Origin of the sequence: Vaginisenegalia massiliensis (genome assembly GCF_900604935.1) — a bacterium.
Lineage (GTDB): Bacteria > Bacillota > Bacilli > Lactobacillales > Aerococcaceae > Vaginisenegalia > Vaginisenegalia massiliensis.
In genome coordinates this window covers 1-16,001 of record NZ_UWPC01000013.1, presented here as the reverse complement: position 1 = coordinate 16,001, position 16,001 = coordinate 1, and the positions used below count along the sequence as shown (strand labels likewise).

The 16,001-nt window shown below is 39.2% G+C and carries 17 protein-coding genes; all 17 read right to left on the bottom strand.

Annotated elements, in window-relative coordinates; genetic code table 11:
* Positions 1-3: 3 nt before the first annotated feature.
* A complete protein-coding gene (locus EIH20_RS07825) occupies positions 4-861 on the bottom strand; it encodes an ATP-binding cassette domain-containing protein (protein WP_124059460.1) in 858 nt (285 codons plus the stop codon).
* A complete protein-coding gene (locus tag EIH20_RS07820; RefSeq protein WP_124059458.1) occupies positions 848-1,708 on the bottom strand; it encodes an alpha-D-ribose 1-methylphosphonate 5-phosphate C-P-lyase PhnJ in 861 nt (286 codons plus the stop codon). The genes EIH20_RS07825 and EIH20_RS07820 overlap by 14 nt, the downstream gene beginning before the upstream one ends.
* A 2-nt stretch (positions 1,709-1,710) precedes the next feature.
* A complete protein-coding gene (locus EIH20_RS07815) occupies positions 1,711-2,844 on the bottom strand; it encodes a carbon-phosphorus lyase complex subunit PhnI (protein ID WP_124059456.1) in 1,134 nt (377 codons plus the stop codon).
* A 3-nt stretch (positions 2,845-2,847) separates the two neighbouring features.
* The gene (gene phnH, locus EIH20_RS07810) at positions 2,848-3,456 is read right to left on the bottom strand and encodes a phosphonate C-P lyase system protein PhnH (protein WP_124059454.1); all 609 of its coding nucleotides are present in this window, start codon (positions 3,454-3,456) and stop codon (positions 2,848-2,850) included.
* A gap of 12 nt (positions 3,457-3,468) precedes the next feature.
* Positions 3,469-3,891: a phosphonate C-P lyase system protein PhnG gene (gene phnG / locus EIH20_RS07805; protein ID WP_124059452.1), complete on the bottom strand. Its 423-nt coding sequence runs from the start codon at positions 3,889-3,891 to the stop codon at positions 3,469-3,471.
* A 343-nt stretch (positions 3,892-4,234) separates the two neighbouring features.
* On the bottom strand, positions 4,235-4,909 hold the full coding sequence (locus EIH20_RS07800) for a GntR family transcriptional regulator (protein ID WP_164470914.1): 675 nt from the start codon (positions 4,907-4,909) through the stop codon (positions 4,235-4,237).
* 5 nt (positions 4,910-4,914) lie between these two features.
* Positions 4,915-5,760, bottom strand: coding sequence for a PhnE/PtxC family ABC transporter permease (locus EIH20_RS07795; RefSeq protein ID WP_124059448.1), 846 nt, complete (start codon positions 5,758-5,760; stop codon positions 4,915-4,917).
* Positions 5,757-6,569, bottom strand: a complete 813-nt coding sequence (phnE, locus tag EIH20_RS07790) for a phosphonate ABC transporter, permease protein PhnE (RefSeq protein ID WP_124059446.1) — start codon at positions 6,567-6,569, stop codon at positions 5,757-5,759. The genes EIH20_RS07795 and phnE overlap by 4 nt, the downstream gene beginning before the upstream one ends.
* Entirely contained in the window at positions 6,570-7,343 is a 774-nt protein-coding gene (gene phnC, locus EIH20_RS07785; protein ID WP_124059443.1) for a phosphonate ABC transporter ATP-binding protein, read from the bottom strand.
* A 42-nt stretch (positions 7,344-7,385) separates the two neighbouring features.
* The gene (gene phnD / locus EIH20_RS07780; RefSeq protein WP_124059441.1) at positions 7,386-8,411 is read right to left on the bottom strand and encodes a phosphate/phosphite/phosphonate ABC transporter substrate-binding protein; all 1,026 of its coding nucleotides are present in this window, start codon (positions 8,409-8,411) and stop codon (positions 7,386-7,388) included.
* Between the two features lie 222 nt (positions 8,412-8,633).
* Positions 8,634-9,926 carry a DUF2254 family protein gene (locus EIH20_RS07775; RefSeq protein WP_124059439.1) on the bottom strand — a complete coding sequence of 431 codons (1,293 nt, stop codon included), beginning with the start codon at positions 9,924-9,926 and terminating at the stop codon, positions 8,634-8,636.
* 188 nt (positions 9,927-10,114) lie between these two features.
* Entirely contained in the window at positions 10,115-10,846 is a 732-nt protein-coding gene (locus EIH20_RS07770) for a glycerophosphodiester phosphodiesterase (RefSeq protein ID WP_124059437.1), read from the bottom strand.
* Entirely contained in the window at positions 10,847-11,791 is a 945-nt protein-coding gene (locus EIH20_RS07765) for a metallophosphoesterase family protein (protein WP_124059435.1), read from the bottom strand.
* Positions 11,788-12,807, bottom strand: a complete 1,020-nt coding sequence (locus EIH20_RS07760; RefSeq protein ID WP_124059433.1) for an ABC transporter ATP-binding protein — start codon at positions 12,805-12,807, stop codon at positions 11,788-11,790. Before EIH20_RS07760 ends, EIH20_RS07765 begins: the two co-directional genes overlap by 4 nt.
* A 12-nt stretch (positions 12,808-12,819) precedes the next feature.
* Positions 12,820-13,611, bottom strand: coding sequence for an ABC transporter permease (locus EIH20_RS07755; RefSeq protein ID WP_124059431.1), 792 nt, complete (start codon positions 13,609-13,611; stop codon positions 12,820-12,822).
* The gene (locus EIH20_RS07750; RefSeq protein WP_164470913.1) at positions 13,604-14,455 is read right to left on the bottom strand and encodes an ABC transporter permease; all 852 of its coding nucleotides are present in this window, start codon (positions 14,453-14,455) and stop codon (positions 13,604-13,606) included. Before EIH20_RS07750 ends, EIH20_RS07755 begins: the two co-directional genes overlap by 8 nt.
* A 72-nt stretch (positions 14,456-14,527) precedes the next feature.
* The gene (locus tag EIH20_RS07745; RefSeq protein ID WP_124059427.1) at positions 14,528-15,613 is read right to left on the bottom strand and encodes an ABC transporter substrate-binding protein; all 1,086 of its coding nucleotides are present in this window, start codon (positions 15,611-15,613) and stop codon (positions 14,528-14,530) included.
* Between the last annotated feature and the right edge of the window lie 388 nt (positions 15,614-16,001).

Below are 16,001 nucleotides of genomic sequence, written 5' to 3'. Positions count from 1 at the left end.
CTCCTAGAGCAATGAATAGACTAGTTTTTGCGTAAAGGCCGCTTGCGGATCCTCTAATATTTGATCGGTCAAACCCTGTTCTACTATCTTTCCTTGGTGCATCACTACCGTGCGGTCAGCTAACATTCGAATAACCGCTAAATCATGGGAAACCACCATCATCGAAATTCCCAAATCGCGTTGGATGGTCTTAATCAGTTCTAATACATCCGCTTGAACAGACAAATCTAAGCCGGTTGTCACTTCATCAAGTAAAAGAATCGGTGGATTATTCGATAAAGCCTTGGCTATTTGTACCCTTTGTTGCATCCCACCAGAGAAATTCTTCGGTGGCTCACTCGCACGGCGCAAGGGGATATTGACTACATCAAGCAACTCTTGAGATCGTTGGCGCATCGAGCCAACATGCCGATTTGAAGCAGCAATCATCTTCTCTGAAATATTGGCCATGGCTGAGAAATTCATCCGTAATCCTAGCATTGGATTTTGATAAACCATTCCCAAGAGTTGGTGACGAACCCATTTCTTCGTTTGCTTCGACACCTCAAATAAATTCTGTCCTTGAACTTGAGGATGTTGAATGTGAAACTGACCGCTCGTCGCTTCTTGATCAAAATAGGCAATTTGCATCAAAGTCGACTTACCCGAACCGGATTCACCCACCACTCCCAAGATTTCACCTGGATAGAGAGACAAGTTGATATCCCGCAAGGCATAGACCGTGCCGCAAACTGGACAGAAGTTATGTTCTAGATCTTGAACATGTTGATGACAATGACAGCACCCTTGTCCGTATTGTTTGCGAACATGTTTCAATTCTAAGAGTGGGCTTTGTTGATACTGGTCTTTAATTGAAGTCATCTCGGGTTCCCTCCTTCTCATTTAACACTTGTAATAGATAGGATTGATCATTCATTTGGTAATAGGTTTGGCCCGTTTCCTCATCAACCAATTCATCAAGGAAGACATCTTGGCGACCACTTAAACGGCAAGCAACTTGTGAGAAATCTTCGGTTTGGAAAGGATAATCGTCGAAATCGATAGATTTCACAGTCGTATAAGGTGGAATAGCATAGATTTTCTTCTCACGCCCTGCACCAAACAAGAGAATCCCGTCATTATGATTCAACTTAGGATTATCAAAACGCGGAATAGGACTAGGCGCCATTAAATATCGATCGTTAACCATGACTGGATGGTCGGCATTTAAGGATGCCGTCTCATAGCGCATAATTTGCTCAAATAGATTAAGCCAACCAATCGCATAATCTTTGTCGCCATGAAGTTCTTTGGCAACTCGTTCAGAAGGTTCAACAGAACGAAGCGGTTCAGGTAGGGGAACTTGTAAGACTAAGATCTGACCCTTACGTAAAGGTACTTCCGGCACCCGGTGACGAGATTGGATAAGCGTCGCTTCACGCGTATCAATTGTTTCTTCAACTCCCGTTGACGAAGTGATAAATTGACGGATATTGACCGCATTCACACTTTCATCCGACCCTTGGTCAATGACTTTTACTACATCATGAGGGCCCACTAGCGATAAAGAAAGCTGTAAACCACCGGTTCCCCATCCCCGAGCAATGGGTAATTCCCTTGAGGCAAAAGGAACTTGATAACCAGGAATGGCTAAAGCCTTGAGCACTGCACGTCGAATTTCTTTTTTGCTGCCTTCATCTAAGAAGGCAAAATTTTGCTGATAAGCCATAATTAGTTCCCCTCCTCTGGTATCTCATTCTTTGGGTCATCCATTCGTCTCATAGCTTCTAGTTCTGATTGGAAAGTGACATAGTGTGGTAATTTCAAATGCGAAATAAAGCCCGTTGATTCAACCGTATCCACATGATAGAGAACAAATTCATCATCTGAAGTAGGATGTTGAATTTTATATTCTAAAGCATAATCTAAAATTGACATGGCAATCGCTTTGGTTTCGTTTTGACCGTAACATAAGCCATAACCTAGTACTAATTTTTGTTTAATTTGACCTTGATTGTCTCGTTGATCTTGAACGAAAAGGGCTTCTACTTCAGTTTCTTCAATCGAACCAATATAATAGTCATCCTCTGGACTGCTTACTTGATTGTCCTGGTCTACTCGGATGGTTAATGGCAAGTCCCCCACACGAAGTTCCCCAATATTAGGATGAACCGCAAATTGACGAATTTTCGCATATCCTAGGGCGGTTACCGCACCCGTCTGACCCCTTTGTAAGGATTGCAGACGTTGAGACCTGGTTGAAGGAAAACGAATAGACCGTTTAGTAATGTCATCCGGTTCTTCATCACAAGCTTGTGGACGTTCAATTAAGCGATGACTTTCTAGATAAGATACAACTTTGGGTAAGTTTAATAAATCCACTTTTTCAAGCTTGCTTAAATCAAAGTCAGCCATTTTGGTCTCTAAATCAGCCAAATCATGAGCCATGGTTTCTGTATTTTCTTCGATTAAATCAAAATCCAGAAAACGTTGTTGGTAGTCCGTAGCGTTCCCTAGTAATTGCCCCCCCGGAATATCTTTGAAAGAAGCGGAAATCCGCCTTTTAACTAACATCTGATTTGATTCGACCGTTTGTGAATAATAGAGTCTTGGTAGGGTTGAGCGATGCGCTCTTAAGAGGAAGACTGCTTCTTCCATTGATCCGCCTGCTTGCTTAATGGCTAAGGCCGCTAAATCGGCATCATATAAGGAGGCTTCAGACATGACTTGGTCAATCAAGGGTTTCATGTTTGCCTTAATCGTGGCGATTGTGAGTGATTCTTGTCCTTTTAATCGTTGCCATTGGTTTAGATAATTAGCTTGTTGAATAGCCAATTTTCCACCTTGAACCGCTACATATCCCATCCTTTAATCCCTCCCGTGTAACTGGATTTTGGTCGTCCGCGGAAGTGCCAGACACTCACCCGCAGGGTCAACTAAGATGACGTCAATTCCTAAAGGAAATTCTCGATTCATCGTTTGACGCCAATGAACAAATTCTTCGCTTAAAGGTAAATAAACTGCCTTAGTCTCTTTAATGCCAGGGCCAGTTAGCTGATAATTTGCATCTTGATCACCGAGTTTGTCTACTTCGATAATTAAGCTAGCAGATTGATCAGGATCTTCTAAGTTCCCAATCGATAATTGATTTAAGTCGTCAAAAGCCTTTGAATCCATAAGAAAATCATGACTGATGGCGATGTAATCCGCCTGCTGGATATCTGTCGTTATCTGACTGTTAGCATAAATCGACAACTCGGCTTCAAAAGCCTTATTTCGAGGTAAGGTCATCGCTTTAACTTCTTGGTCGATCAAAACTTCCATTACCGCAAAGACACCAGCACTTGGTAAATTGCCCTCTTCATCCCAACGTTTTTGGTAAGTTGGGGCTAAGCTAAGTGACTTGCAATCACCAGGATAGGCCATAGCTTCTACCAGTTGGCGGAAATTGGCTTGCATCCGAAATATACTTTCCATTCTTAACCCTCCCTACTGGTTCATGGTTGAGAAATCAACCTTAGTTTTGGCATAACGTTGACTTAAATCATTCAAATAGCGTTCTTGTTCCTTAGCCAATTCCGCTAACCAGGCATCTAATTCGGTCACTTGTGGCCATCCTGCTTGATAGGCCAAATCAATCATAGCTAGAGCATGAGCTAATTCGGCTTGATCCCCTTTGACTAGCCCCAGGCCCACCCAGTTTTGATAGCGTAACTTACATTCCGTCATTAAAATTTCACCAGAATAGAATAAAGTTTGTTTAGCCGTTTCACGTTGTTTAATCATCAATAAACCTAGGCGAGGAGCGACAATTGTTTCGACTGAATAGTCTTGGGCTAAACGTTGCCCCCATGTAATAGCAGCTTGTGATCCATGGTCAATAATGACTTGTGTGCGCTGACGTCTTCTCATATTATGCCTCCTTATTTCTTCTTGCTTTCAGCCTAACTTGTTAACAAGTTGGGCTCTAGTCTTTTTATGTAAAGTTTATGTAAACTTGGTTAAGTTCTAAGTTTTCAACATTTTTTTGAAGACAGGCCTAATAAAAAACGAATAGCCACTCAAGATGTCGATTAACCTGCTTACGGTTAACTAGAGTGGATTGGCCTTGTTATTTCTAATAACAAGACTTATCAAATTCACAATCAATCCACTGGCATCATGAGTCGCTATTCGATTCTTTGTTGAAACTTTATGTTTCTTATTCAATTTTATTTTGTTACGCCAAATAATTGCTTCTACCCCAAAAAAGGGCTTAGGTCTGCATCTGAAAAGTCACAATATCAGAACGATAGTAGATAGTCGAAGTCTCTAATTCTTGTTGGCTGACTCGATCTAAGCAATTGGTTTGCAGAACCACCAGACTGGTCAAACTGGTACATTCTAGTAAATGACTCAGTTTCTGATTAGGGATTTGTACGGAGAGTACTCGTTTTGTCGAATTAAAATGATGATAGCCCTTGCTATGTAAATAGTTAAACAAAGAGGTTTCTTGACCGATTTCATCAATAAAATGCGGAAAAATATGCCGCGGTAAATAAGACTGATGCAAAGCGACAGGAATGTGATTAATCAACCGTAAACGAGCAAAATAGTAGCCTTCATCGTCTTCTTCTATTGGAAGAACCCGCGCTTGATAATCATAGCCCAATTCTTTCATCTTTTGACTAAAAGATTGATCGCCTCTTAACAACAAATTGACTGAGGGTAAACACGCTTTTAAATAATATCCTTTGCCTTGACTCGATTCTAGATAACCCAAATCCACTAATTGTTGGTATACTGCCCGAATTAAGCTTCGGCTAACAGCAAAATAATCGGCTAATTGATTTTCACTCGGCATTTCCATGCACCCAGCCTGACGCCTTTGTTGAATTAAATCGACGATAAAATCCCGGATTTCATTAAAGGAAGCTTTAGCATGTGTCATAGGCATTAGGCTTTCTTCAATTGCTTTCTTAAGAAGACAGACGTGTATTCAAGCAGAATCGTCGTCGCAATAATAAGCAGCGTGATGGCACCCACTTCTTTTACATTGTAATAAAACGAACCAGCCATAAAGAGGTCATAACCAAGGCCCCCCGCTCCTGCCGCCGCTCCCATTGCTAAAGCAGTCATATAGTTAATCTCAAACCGCAAGAAGGTCCAAGCAATAATCGAGGTAATCGTCGTTGGAACCAAGGCTTGGGCAATGACTTGCCACCACGAAGCTCCCGTCGCTCTTAAGGCCTCAATCTTACCAAAATCCATTTCTTCAATGGCCTCAGAGTAGGCCTTTACAAGGTAGCCAACCGAGTGAAAGGCTATCCCCATAACAGCCGCTTCAGCACCCAAGGTTACTCGAGCAAAGATTAAGACCCATAGTACCGTTGGGACACCACGAATAAAGGATACCAAGGCCTTAATCATGCGTCCCCATATTCCACCAATAATATTCTCAGCCACGACCAACGCTAAGAAGAAAGACAAAATAGCGGATAAGACCGTTGTAATGACCGCCAAAGAGAACGTAATAAAAAGCTGTTGTAGCGCATAAGCAAAAGTAATATTCTGAAAACTCGCTTGCAAGAACATCGTCTGTAAATTACCCAAAGTTTGAGCCAAAGCCTCACCCCAATTAATCTCTTCAGCCCACATCCGTTGAAAGGCCACAAAAGTCAAAATCAGTAAGACTGCCAGTGTGGCAAAAATATAAAAGCGAGATAAATCTTTCTTTGGTCCCTTTGTTTTATTAGTCGGAAGTGGTTGGTGCCGTTTTGTTTCAGAAATCAATTCACTCATAGCACTTTCCTCCTCACAAAATTAGAAACCCCTTCAATCACAAAAATTGAAATCAAAATAAATAAAATAACTAGGCCTGCCGCTGGATAACGGAAACGACGATAATACAAATTAAAGATATGACCAATACCCGATCCTGCCAAAATACCAATTAAAGTCGAAGAACGGATATTCGTTTCTACCATATATAAAACCCAAGAGATGAATTGAGCAATCGACGATGGAATAATAGCTTGACCAACCACTTGTAGATAACTCGCTCCTGTAGCTTGCAAAGCTTCTACCGCTTGGTGAGAGGCTTCATCAATTGACTCGATAAAGGCACGAGTTAAAGTTCCCACCGTCACAAAGAAGAGGGCTAGATAACCTGTTGTCGCTGACTGACCAAAAGATAAAAGAAAGACCATGGCCCAGACAACTTCAGGAACATTACGGAAGAAAGAGGCCATCAAGCGAGCAATAAAGCCCAGCACTTGTCCGACTTTTCCATCTAGCTGCGTTGATTGTGCGCCAAGTAACGCTAAGACAAAGGCAAACAAGGCCGCCGTAACTGTCGCGGCTACAGCCATCAGAATTGTCTCACTTAAAGCATCAAGGATTGAATTGACTTTACTAAAGCTTGATTCATTTGGCATAAAGTGTTTCGCAATCCAAGTAAAGGCTTCAGGAAACGTTTGGATGGTTTTGATTGAAGAGAATTTAGTAATATAGGCTGCTAAGCAGTAGATGGCCAAAATTACAATTAAGGTAATGAGGGTACGCCGTTGTCGTTGCCGTTTACCCAATAAACTGTCTAATTCTTGAGACATCTACTCACCTACATTCATTATCAGTTGTTCTGCATCGGCTCCATAGATCATTTGGATGGTTTCTTGACTGACTTGGCTTGGTAAACCTTCAAAGACTATCTTGCCGCCATTCACACCGATTATTCGGTCAGAATATTTCAAAGCTACATCCACTTGATGTAGGTTCAAGAGAACCGTGATTCCCATCTGCTGATTAATATCTTTAAAGTAGTCCATAATCACTCGCGAAGAGGACGGATCCAAAGAAGCAATCGGTTCATCAGCTAGAATTAACTTAGGCTGTTGGATTAAAGCACGTGAAATACCTACCCGTTGCTGCTGCCCACCCGAAAGCGAGTCAGCCCGTTGGTTAATTTGCTCGGACAAACCAAGCATTTGAATAATCTTCTCCGCTTCTTGTTTATCTTCTTTGGTAAAAATGCCAAACATCCCTTTTATCGTTGAGGTGTATCCTAAACGTCCATGGAGGACATTTTCCATCACCGTCAAGCGATCAACTAAATTTGAATGTTGGAAAACCATGCCAATTTCACGGCGCAAGTTACGCAATTCTTGTTTTTTTAATTTAAGTACGTTGACACCATCAAATATTATCTCGCCCTCAGTCGCATCAATCATGCGATTTAAACAACGAAGGAGAGTAGACTTCCCAGCCCCTGATGGGCCGATAATGGATACTATCTCTCCTTGTTGGATGGAAAAGTTAATATCTGACAATGCCTTGACGCCTGGAACATATTCTTTCGATACGTTCTTAACTTCTAGCAATGTCATTTATAAAACTCCCTTATATTCAATTCTGAAAAGCCCTAAAGCTTATTGTAATTTACGGATTGGGTCGTAGAATGAATCTTCACCTTCAACGAATTGATTCTTTTCTTCAGCGTAGAATAAACCTTTTTTACCAGCTTCTTTATCTTTTTCAGAGATGAAAACTTGGTCACGGAATTCTTTAGAAGTGAATAATTCTTTTAATTTCTTAGCTGTTTCTTCGTCAGTTTTTTCAGTATTGACAGCGAAAGGAGAGTTTAATACTGGTGTTACCGCGATAGCCACGAAACGATCGCCAGCATTTTTATCAAATGGTTGTTCAGCATCTTTACGAACTTGGTAAACTGTTCCCACTTCATTTAAGTTACCTTCAACTGGTTCAACATAGTTGATAACACAAGTATCACAAGCAGCTGCTACGTCAGCTTTACCAGAGATAACGTTGAATAAAGAACCTTGGTGAGAACCGCCGAACATAACTTCTGAGAAGAACTTATCTTTGCCGCCTTCCATTAAAGCTTCTTTTTCTAATTTTTCATCTTTGAAGTGATCAATAATCACACTTGTAGGAATAACAAAACCTGATGTTGATGATTCAGAAACGAAAGACATTTTTTTGCCTTTGATTTTATCAATTGAGTATTCACCTTTATCGTCTTTGTATTGGTCCGCATTCTTTTCTAAAACGTTTAACCAAGAATAGTAAACCGCATCATCTAAAGTACCTGATTTACCAGACATAACAACTAAAGGTACCACTTTGTCATTTAATTCGTGAGCTTGAACATATCCTTGTCCGCCCATGAAAGCTAAGTTAGCTTGACCAGAAGCAATCGCTTCAATAGCAATGTTGTAATCGGTTGTCGTTAAGTTTTTAACTTTTTTACCGGTTGCTTTTTCAACTAAACCAGAGATTTGTTCACGTGATTCTTTAAGATCAGCACCCGATTCGTTAGGATACCAAACGATGGTTAATTCATCAGCACGAGCTGATACTTGTGTAAGGGGAGCGAAGATACTAGCAAGAGTTAAACATAATACAAAAGCAATAAGTGCCTTAATTTTTTTCATGAGTAAGCCTCCTATATTTTTCTATAAATAACCTTACCAAGTTTATGTTGATTTAGTGTAAAACTTGTGTAAAATTTCTGAACAGGTCAGATGGAGGCCCTTTACAAATTTACAAAAAATAAACATTATTCGTTTAAAGACAATTGTCTTCATTATACGTACACTGAGTACAAAAAAAGGTCGACACCTTAAATTAGGTGCCCGCCTTGATTGGCCAACCATTTAGTCTGCCAAAATCTTCTCAAAGTCTTTCTGATAATGATAATTTACATGCTGTTCCTTGTTATTTTCCAACAAATCTTGAAGGTTCTTAACATACTCGTTTACTTTCTCGCGATTTTCTTGCGTAGCCCCTTCTTTAATCGTTGCTAACGAATCAAAGATATATTTAACGATAATACCATTAGTATAACCGTATGAGAAAACTGGGTCATAGATATCTTCTAGAATTTGCAGGAAATTTAAAGTTTTAAAGGCAACGAATGTTTCTTTATTCTGTCCTTGTTCTAGACGGTATCCATCTTCAAAACCAGCGATGGTTCGAAGCAAGACCCGAATCACATTCATAGAGGATAAAGTCGAATTCGGCGCATAAACGGTATTAGATATAGCTTTCATACTAATATCCATAATTTTTTGAATCGAAAAGAGAAAATCTTGTTCACCCGTTCGGACAAAGCCAATTTGCAAAGTTTTCTGGACTTTATCTCTTAATATTTCAAGCTCTTTCTCCTCGACTTCATGATGAGATAATAGCGTGGCTACAGCCGTGTCCTTGGTTACAAAATCACCCACCACCTGATGGAATACAGCTGCTAAGCCAGCCTGATTGACTAATTCCATCATGTCATTCGCACGAATTTCTTGTAGATACCCATCTTGATGGGACATGATGTCATATTGATGAGGATAATCATCCAATGGGAGTTCTTCCCATTCGACAACTTGCTTACCTTCCATCAAACTAGCATATTGATCGATATGCTTTTCGGCCTCACGATTCAAGCGGACAATTAAGCCGCTTGGTTGAATATAATTTATAACCGCGCGAATAAAACGATTAAAATAAATTAAATCGATGAGAACATAGAAAATACAAAAGCTAGCTACAATGACTTTCTTCTGGTCTAAATTAATATCCAAAAGCAACAAGGCCGTAATCGTATAAGTAAACCCACCAAAGAAAATACCAAAGGCCTTTAAGGTAATGGTATCATTTAAGAAATTTTCCACCAAACTGGGTGAGTACTGGGATGAGAAAGTAGTAAGAACGACCATGGTCGTTGAAAAGGTAAAGGTCAAAATTGTAGCTGAGACCACCGCCACAGTATTGAGAATCTGGATCGACAAATCTACCGAAATAAAGAAAGGCATCAGCACGCGATGATCTAATACCCCTTGCAGATAGTGATCCATAAAGGTTAAGCCAATTGCTAAGAGGGCACTTAAGATCCCAAAAATGGCGGGATAGAACCATGAAGTTTGTTTTAACTGATTCCACTGTTGTTTACTCACGACGTTTAACCGCCTCCTTTTTTCAGCCCAATAATCAAATACTCATTGTAATTTAAGTAAGATTATCATACCGAAAATCACCAAGAATTACCAAAATATTGACCCAACAAATTCGAAACAAACTTGCTAATCTGAAATATATAAAAATCCCCTTATAAACTGCCTTCACAGTAAACAAGGGGAACTATTCACAGTATTTGCTTGGCCAAGGCTACTTCATTGGTGATAATTCGGTGGACCGGTAAGGCTGCTAGTGCTTTCATCTGATTAGCTTGATTGACTGTCCAAACATTTAGCTCAATTTGATGATCACGACAGCTCTCCACCACCTGTGGAATCAGTGTTTGGAAATCCGGATGATAGCATTCTACTTGATAATCATAGCAATAGCGGCCTGGATCAAGTTGAGTTGTCTCCGTTAAGAAGCCACACTTCATATTCCGCATCTGCTTTTTCACTTCTTGAATCGTATAATGATTAAAAGAAGAAATAATCGTTCTATCTTCTACACCGTAAGTTGTGACCAAATTCAATACTTTTTCCACGATTCCAGGATAAGAAAAAATATTATTTTTGATTTCAATATTGACCTCGAGATTCTTCGTTTTTAACCATTCAAGTAATTCAGATAAAGTTGGGATCTGGATATCCACTAATTCAAAAGGATCCTTACTATCATATCCCTTGTCAAATCGATACTGTTTAAGCTGAGCCAAGGTCAAATCTTTGATTAAGCCATGTCCATTAGAAGTGCGATCAATTGATTCATCATGACATATGACTACTTCTTGATCACGGGTCAAATGAACATCCAATTCAATACCATCACAACCAAATTCGACTGCTTTCTTAAAAGCTAGTAATGTATTCTCCGGATATCGGCTACTAAACCCGCGATGAGCAATAATTTTACAAACCACTTATTCTCTCACCTCAGATTTAGTTAGATTTGTCGAATCAATCAGCCAAGTGGTAACCTGACCTGATTCGTGGATATCAAAGATCCGTGCCCCCCGCGGTAATTTTCCATAAGAACCATAGCCAGAAGGTTGACCATAGCACAGATGTAAACCTTGATAGACTCCGTGGAAATTATTGTCATGATCATGTCCAACACTAATAAATTTAATTTGTGTTGCTTGTTGTATGGTAGCAAAAGTTCCCGAATTTTCGTCAGCAGAACACACGCCTTCTTCCATAACCCCCTCAAGAAAAGGCATGGGAACCTGTTTGTATTCTGGCAACGGAATATGGCAGAACATAATATCATGGCGTACCCCGGCTGCTTGGTTTACTTGCCCAATCTGTTCGAGCCATTGATTTTGTTCATCACTAATAGCGGCATAAATACTTTGACCTTCAACTTGGGTGGAAAAATCAAACTGCCCTTCCCCAAGCCGAAACTGACTTAAATAATCACCACTATCAAGGATATATAATTGACAAACTACTTGATTATTTAAGCCATAAATTGGCACCGTGAAGTTAACGCGATCATTAAGGACGGTCAAATTTTCTTTCTCAATTTGAAGATTCAAGGAAGCCAAGCCTTCATTTAGCCTTTGTCGACTAGTACGACATTCCGAATCATGATTACCATAAGTTACCAAAACAGGGATATTTAAACTATTTAACCAACCGATTATGTGAGCTTGTGTGGCAAAAGGATCCTCAATATACGGACTATCGACTAAGTCCCCTGAAATAACTAGTAAATCCGGTTGCGCATGCTGAATTAACTGTTCAACTAATCGAACAGTTTCATAATCAAAAGCCAAGCTAGGATGGCCTTCTTGCCAAACTTTAAAATGTAAATCAGTCAGTTGCATAATCCGAAAGTTATCATTTTTTAAAGTTAATTTCATGCTGGAACCTCCAGAATATTATCTTTCTTAATGAAAATTGGATACGTATCCCCCACTTTAAAATAATTAAAACTACGGAAAATTTGATCCGCTCGAAGCTCAATTCCTGACTCGGTCAATAAACGATAGGTCAGAATATTTCCATTGGTTTGAACGTCTGTGATTTTAGCTTGAGTAGAAAAGTAATCTTCTCCTTCTTCAAGAAAAACGTCTCCTATTTCAATCGTTTCGGGACGAATCGCTACCGAATGGATGGTCTCATAACCTAGTAACTGTTTGACTTGGTCTGCAGCTAAAAGGTTATATTGGCCAATAAATTGAGCTGCAAATAAATTCTTAGGATGCGTATAGATATCTCGCGGGCTACCTGATTGAATAATTTTCCCTTCGTTCATAATATGGATTTGATCAGAAATTGCCATGGCTTCTGTCTGATCATGGGTCACGAAGATGGCAGTAATATTCATTTCTTGTTGGATACGGCGAATTTCTTGTTGAAGATTCTTCCGTAATAAAGCATCAATCGCCGATAAAGGTTCATCTAATAGCAAAACCTTAGGTTTAGTAATGAGCGCTCTGCCCAGAGCCACCCGTTGCTTCTGACCACCCGATAATTGATTAGGGAAATCATTTTCCCGTCCAGTTAGATTAATTAAAGCCAAAATTTCTTTAACTCGAGTTTGAATCTCTTCTTTATTCACTTTCGCCATTTTTAAACCAAAGGCAATATTATCAAAGACATTCAAGTTAGGAAATAAAGAATATTGTTGAAAGACCATCCCAATTTGACGTTGGCTCGGTGGCAATTGACTGACATCTTGCCCATTAATTAAAATAGCGCCCTCTTGTAATTTTTCAAAGCCAGCAATTAAACGAAGAAGAGTTGACTTACCACATCCTGATGGTCCAAGTAAAGTGACCATTTGACCTTCTTCAATAGCTAAACTTAAATCCTCTAAGACATTATGTTGACGGTCATAAGACTGACTAACATGCTTAATTTCAATAAATGACATAGGTTTCTCCTCTTATTTCTGTTTTTTCTGAAGACGATGGGCATAAGACGAAATCAATAACATCACTAAGAACATGACGACTGAAATCACACTTGCTGCGTGACCCGATTTGTTACCAATCGCTTGTAGAAAGACGCCTAAGTTTTCAAAGCTTGACCCTGCTAAAATATTCACGATAACAAAGTCGCCAAACAAAATCCCAATCGATAAAATTAAACTGGCAATCAACCCTTTAGCAATACTTGGCACAACAATGCGAAAATACGTATAAATCCGACTAGCCCCTAGAATTTCGGCCGCTTGAAAAATTTGTTCACATTCAATCGTAGATAAGGCATTCTTAATCCCAGTATACATATAAGGTAGAATCATGATTAAATAACAACCAATAATCATCACTCGTCGATCGCCTAATACCGTTTCTTGTTGCGAATACAGACTCAAAATCGAAACCGCCAAAATAACTCCTTGAATACCATAAGGAATCTTAGCTAATACATCTGTATATTTCTCTAATTTAGGATTCACTTGACGAATAACAAAGAATAATAGTAAAAGAGTCACTAAAAGGAGGAACGGAGCGATGAAGGATAGAAAAGCTGTCCGCATTAATGCAGGGTAAATCGATTCACTGTTATCCGCAGATGCAAAGACCAATTTAACAAAATCCAAAGTAAAATTTTTAGGTAGCAAACCCGTAAAATCAGCAAATATCGCATTCAAAAAAGTAAATACGAGAGGCAATAATAAGTAAACTGATAAAACCAGGATAATAATTTTCACTGAGAGTTTATTTTTATTCATAGAGGCCTCCCTTATTCGTTAAACGGGTTGCTAATGTTGCTAGCATACTCACGATTGCTATCGCTGAAAGCATGATAACCGATAAGGCACTACCAAATTCGGGCCGTGGTATTGCTTCCCCTTGAAACATAGTTGAGATACGAATGGGTAACAAAGCAAAGTTATTCCCCACTAAGGCATAAGGTGTCGCGTAGGCCGCAAAAGCATTAGCAAATAATACTGAGACAGTAGCAAAAATATTAGGCAAAATAATGGGTAAACCAATATGACGCCAGAACTTCATTCCTCCACAATTCATCAATTCTGCTGCTTCGATATATTGACTTTGTACCCGGTCAAAAGCAGGATAGAGCAAAATAATAGCTAAGGGAATTTGGAAATAGACGAAGGTCAACATGATTCCCGTAACAGAATAAAGATCGAATTCTTTCAAGAAATTAAAGCCCATCTTTTCACCTAATAAGATAAATGTCCCAGCGTTACCCAACATAATCATAAAGGCAAAAGCTAATTGGACACCTTGGAAGTTCGAGGCCATATTAACAATATTAACGAAAAATTTACGCAACTCTCCTTGGCTAGAGTAAATCGCAAAGGCTCCAAACAGGCCACCGATTAGTCCTAAAATAGTGGATAAGACCGCTATAATACCACTATTTTTAATAGCCAAAAGATAGAATTTACTGGTAAAAGCCTTGTGATAATGTTCTAAACTAAAATTAAAAGCCACACTATCAGCACTTTTAAAGGAAGATACAAAGATTGATACGATGGGAGCTAATTCATAGAGGCCCACCACTATCAAAAAGGGCAATAATAAGAGTATGTATGAATATTTCTTCATTTTCGTTCCTTTCCGCTCGACTAAAAAAGGATGGTTTCCCATCCTTTTAGTCTTTTCGCAAAAGCTATCGTCTTAGTTTGAAAGAACTTCTTCTTGCCAAACTTCACCCATAGTGTTGGCTGTTTTTTCCCAAGCTTTATAGTCTTTAATTGGACGAGCTTTTTTATATTGTTCTTCAGGTAATAATTTCTTAGCAATATCTTCTGGTAATTTCACATCGCTACGGATTGGCTTAGCATATCCTTTAGCTAAATTAATTTGACCTTGATCAGAAAGGATATATTCACGAGCCATAGCTGCTGCATATGGGTGTGGTGCGTTTTTGTTGATCACGGTAGCATAACCCGATTGGATAGCACCATCAGCTGGAATTAAGACTTCATACTGTGCATTTTTATTAGATTTAGTCACTTGATCACGGTAGTTCAACGCATTGAAATCCCACATAATGGCAACTTCGATTTCGCCAGCTTCTAAACGTTGTAAACTTGAATCACCTAAATCAAGACGACCTTGTTCTTGTAATTTAGCGAATATTTCTAAACCTGGTTTAATATTTGTTTCATCGCCACCTTTAGCTAAAGCCGCTGATAAAACAGCATTTTGAGCTTGAGTTGCTGTTGAAACGTCGCCAATCGTTACTTTATATTTACCTTTTAATAAGTCATCCCAAGTTTTAGGTACTTCTTTGACTTTGTCTTTATTGACCATGAAAGAAATGGTTCCATAGTAACCGACAACCCAGTGTCCTTCTTCATCTTTTGCCCATTCAGGAATCGAATCCCATGTACTTGGTTTGTATGGTAATGTTAAGCCTTTTTCTTTCGCTAATGGTCCATAAGATTGACCCACATCACCGATGTCTTTAGTTGCTTTCTTGCCTTCTTTTTCGAAAATAGCTAACTCTTCAGCAGAACTCATATCGGTATCTTTGTGTTCAATACCATTTTTTTCTTTAAGATCAGTCCAAGTCCCCACCCAGTTTGCCCAAGTATCTGGCATTCCGACAGATTCTACTTTACCTTCTTCTTTGGCTTTTTTTGCTAATTCTTCTACTGAAATACCGTCTAATTTCGCTTCAGCAGCCATTACACTTGTTCCGGTCATCATTAACGAACTACATAAACTTAATAGGGTCGCCATTTTTAAGAGTTTCATTTTATCGTCCTCCGATTTTTTTTGGTCTGCCCTCATTATATGAATCTATAATTGATTTTATGTAAAATGCTTGTAAATTGTATGTAAATGTTTTGTCCATTCTTTATTTTATGCAATATAGTGCTGTTTTTTTGAAAACAATGTTCTTTCGAGTTTTATCCAATATCATTAAGTAAATATCCACCAGCGTAGCTGGTGGCTTTACGGTCAGCCCTAGAAGGGCTTGTTACTGCGAGCCCCTTAAAGGGGCTTTTTTTAATGGACTGCCAACCGCAAACTCCCTTTACCTATTTTGCAAAGGGATCAATATACTCTTTTTTACTTATACTATCACTCAGTCTATCTTCTATTTCTTGATCACGAATATACTTTTCGATCATCTTCTGAT

What these genes read in the sequence shown, in the direction of transcription:
- EIH20_RS07795 (WP_124059448.1), bottom strand. Translation starts at nt 5,760, where the DNA reads ATGAGTGAATTGATTTCTGAAACAAAACGGCACCAACCACTTCCGACT.
- EIH20_RS07755 (WP_124059431.1), bottom strand. Translation starts at nt 13,611, where the DNA reads ATGAATAAAAATAAACTCTCAGTGAAAATTATTATCCTGGTTTTATCA.
- EIH20_RS07750 (WP_164470913.1), bottom strand. Translation starts at nt 14,455, where the DNA reads ATGAAGAAATATTCATACATACTCTTATTATTGCCCTTTTTGATAGTG.
- phnG (WP_124059452.1), bottom strand. Translation starts at nt 3,891, where the DNA reads ATGAGAAGACGTCAGCGCACACAAGTCATTATTGACCATGGATCACAA.
- EIH20_RS07820 (WP_124059458.1), bottom strand. Translation starts at nt 1,708, where the DNA reads ATGGCTTATCAGCAAAATTTTGCCTTCTTAGATGAAGGCAGCAAAAAA.
- phnE (WP_124059446.1), bottom strand. Translation starts at nt 6,569, where the DNA reads ATGTCTCAAGAATTAGACAGTTTATTGGGTAAACGGCAACGACAACGG.
- phnH (WP_124059454.1), bottom strand. Translation starts at nt 3,456, where the DNA reads ATGGAAAGTATATTTCGGATGCAAGCCAATTTCCGCCAACTGGTAGAA.
- EIH20_RS07825 (WP_124059460.1), bottom strand. Translation starts at nt 861, where the DNA reads ATGACTTCAATTAAAGACCAGTATCAACAAAGCCCACTCTTAGAATTG.
- phnD (WP_124059441.1), bottom strand. Translation starts at nt 8,411, where the DNA reads ATGAAAAAAATTAAGGCACTTATTGCTTTTGTATTATGTTTAACTCTT.
- phnC (WP_124059443.1), bottom strand. Translation starts at nt 7,343, where the DNA reads ATGACATTGCTAGAAGTTAAGAACGTATCGAAAGAATATGTTCCAGGC.
- EIH20_RS07800 (WP_164470914.1), bottom strand. Translation starts at nt 4,909, where the DNA reads ATGACACATGCTAAAGCTTCCTTTAATGAAATCCGGGATTTTATCGTC.
- EIH20_RS07760 (WP_124059433.1), bottom strand. Translation starts at nt 12,807, where the DNA reads ATGTCATTTATTGAAATTAAGCATGTTAGTCAGTCTTATGACCGTCAA.
- EIH20_RS07745 (WP_124059427.1), bottom strand. Translation starts at nt 15,613, where the DNA reads ATGAAACTCTTAAAAATGGCGACCCTATTAAGTTTATGTAGTTCGTTA.
- EIH20_RS07815 (WP_124059456.1), bottom strand. Translation starts at nt 2,844, where the DNA reads ATGGGATATGTAGCGGTTCAAGGTGGAAAATTGGCTATTCAACAAGCT.
- EIH20_RS07765 (WP_124059435.1), bottom strand. Translation starts at nt 11,791, where the DNA reads ATGAAATTAACTTTAAAAAATGATAACTTTCGGATTATGCAACTGACT.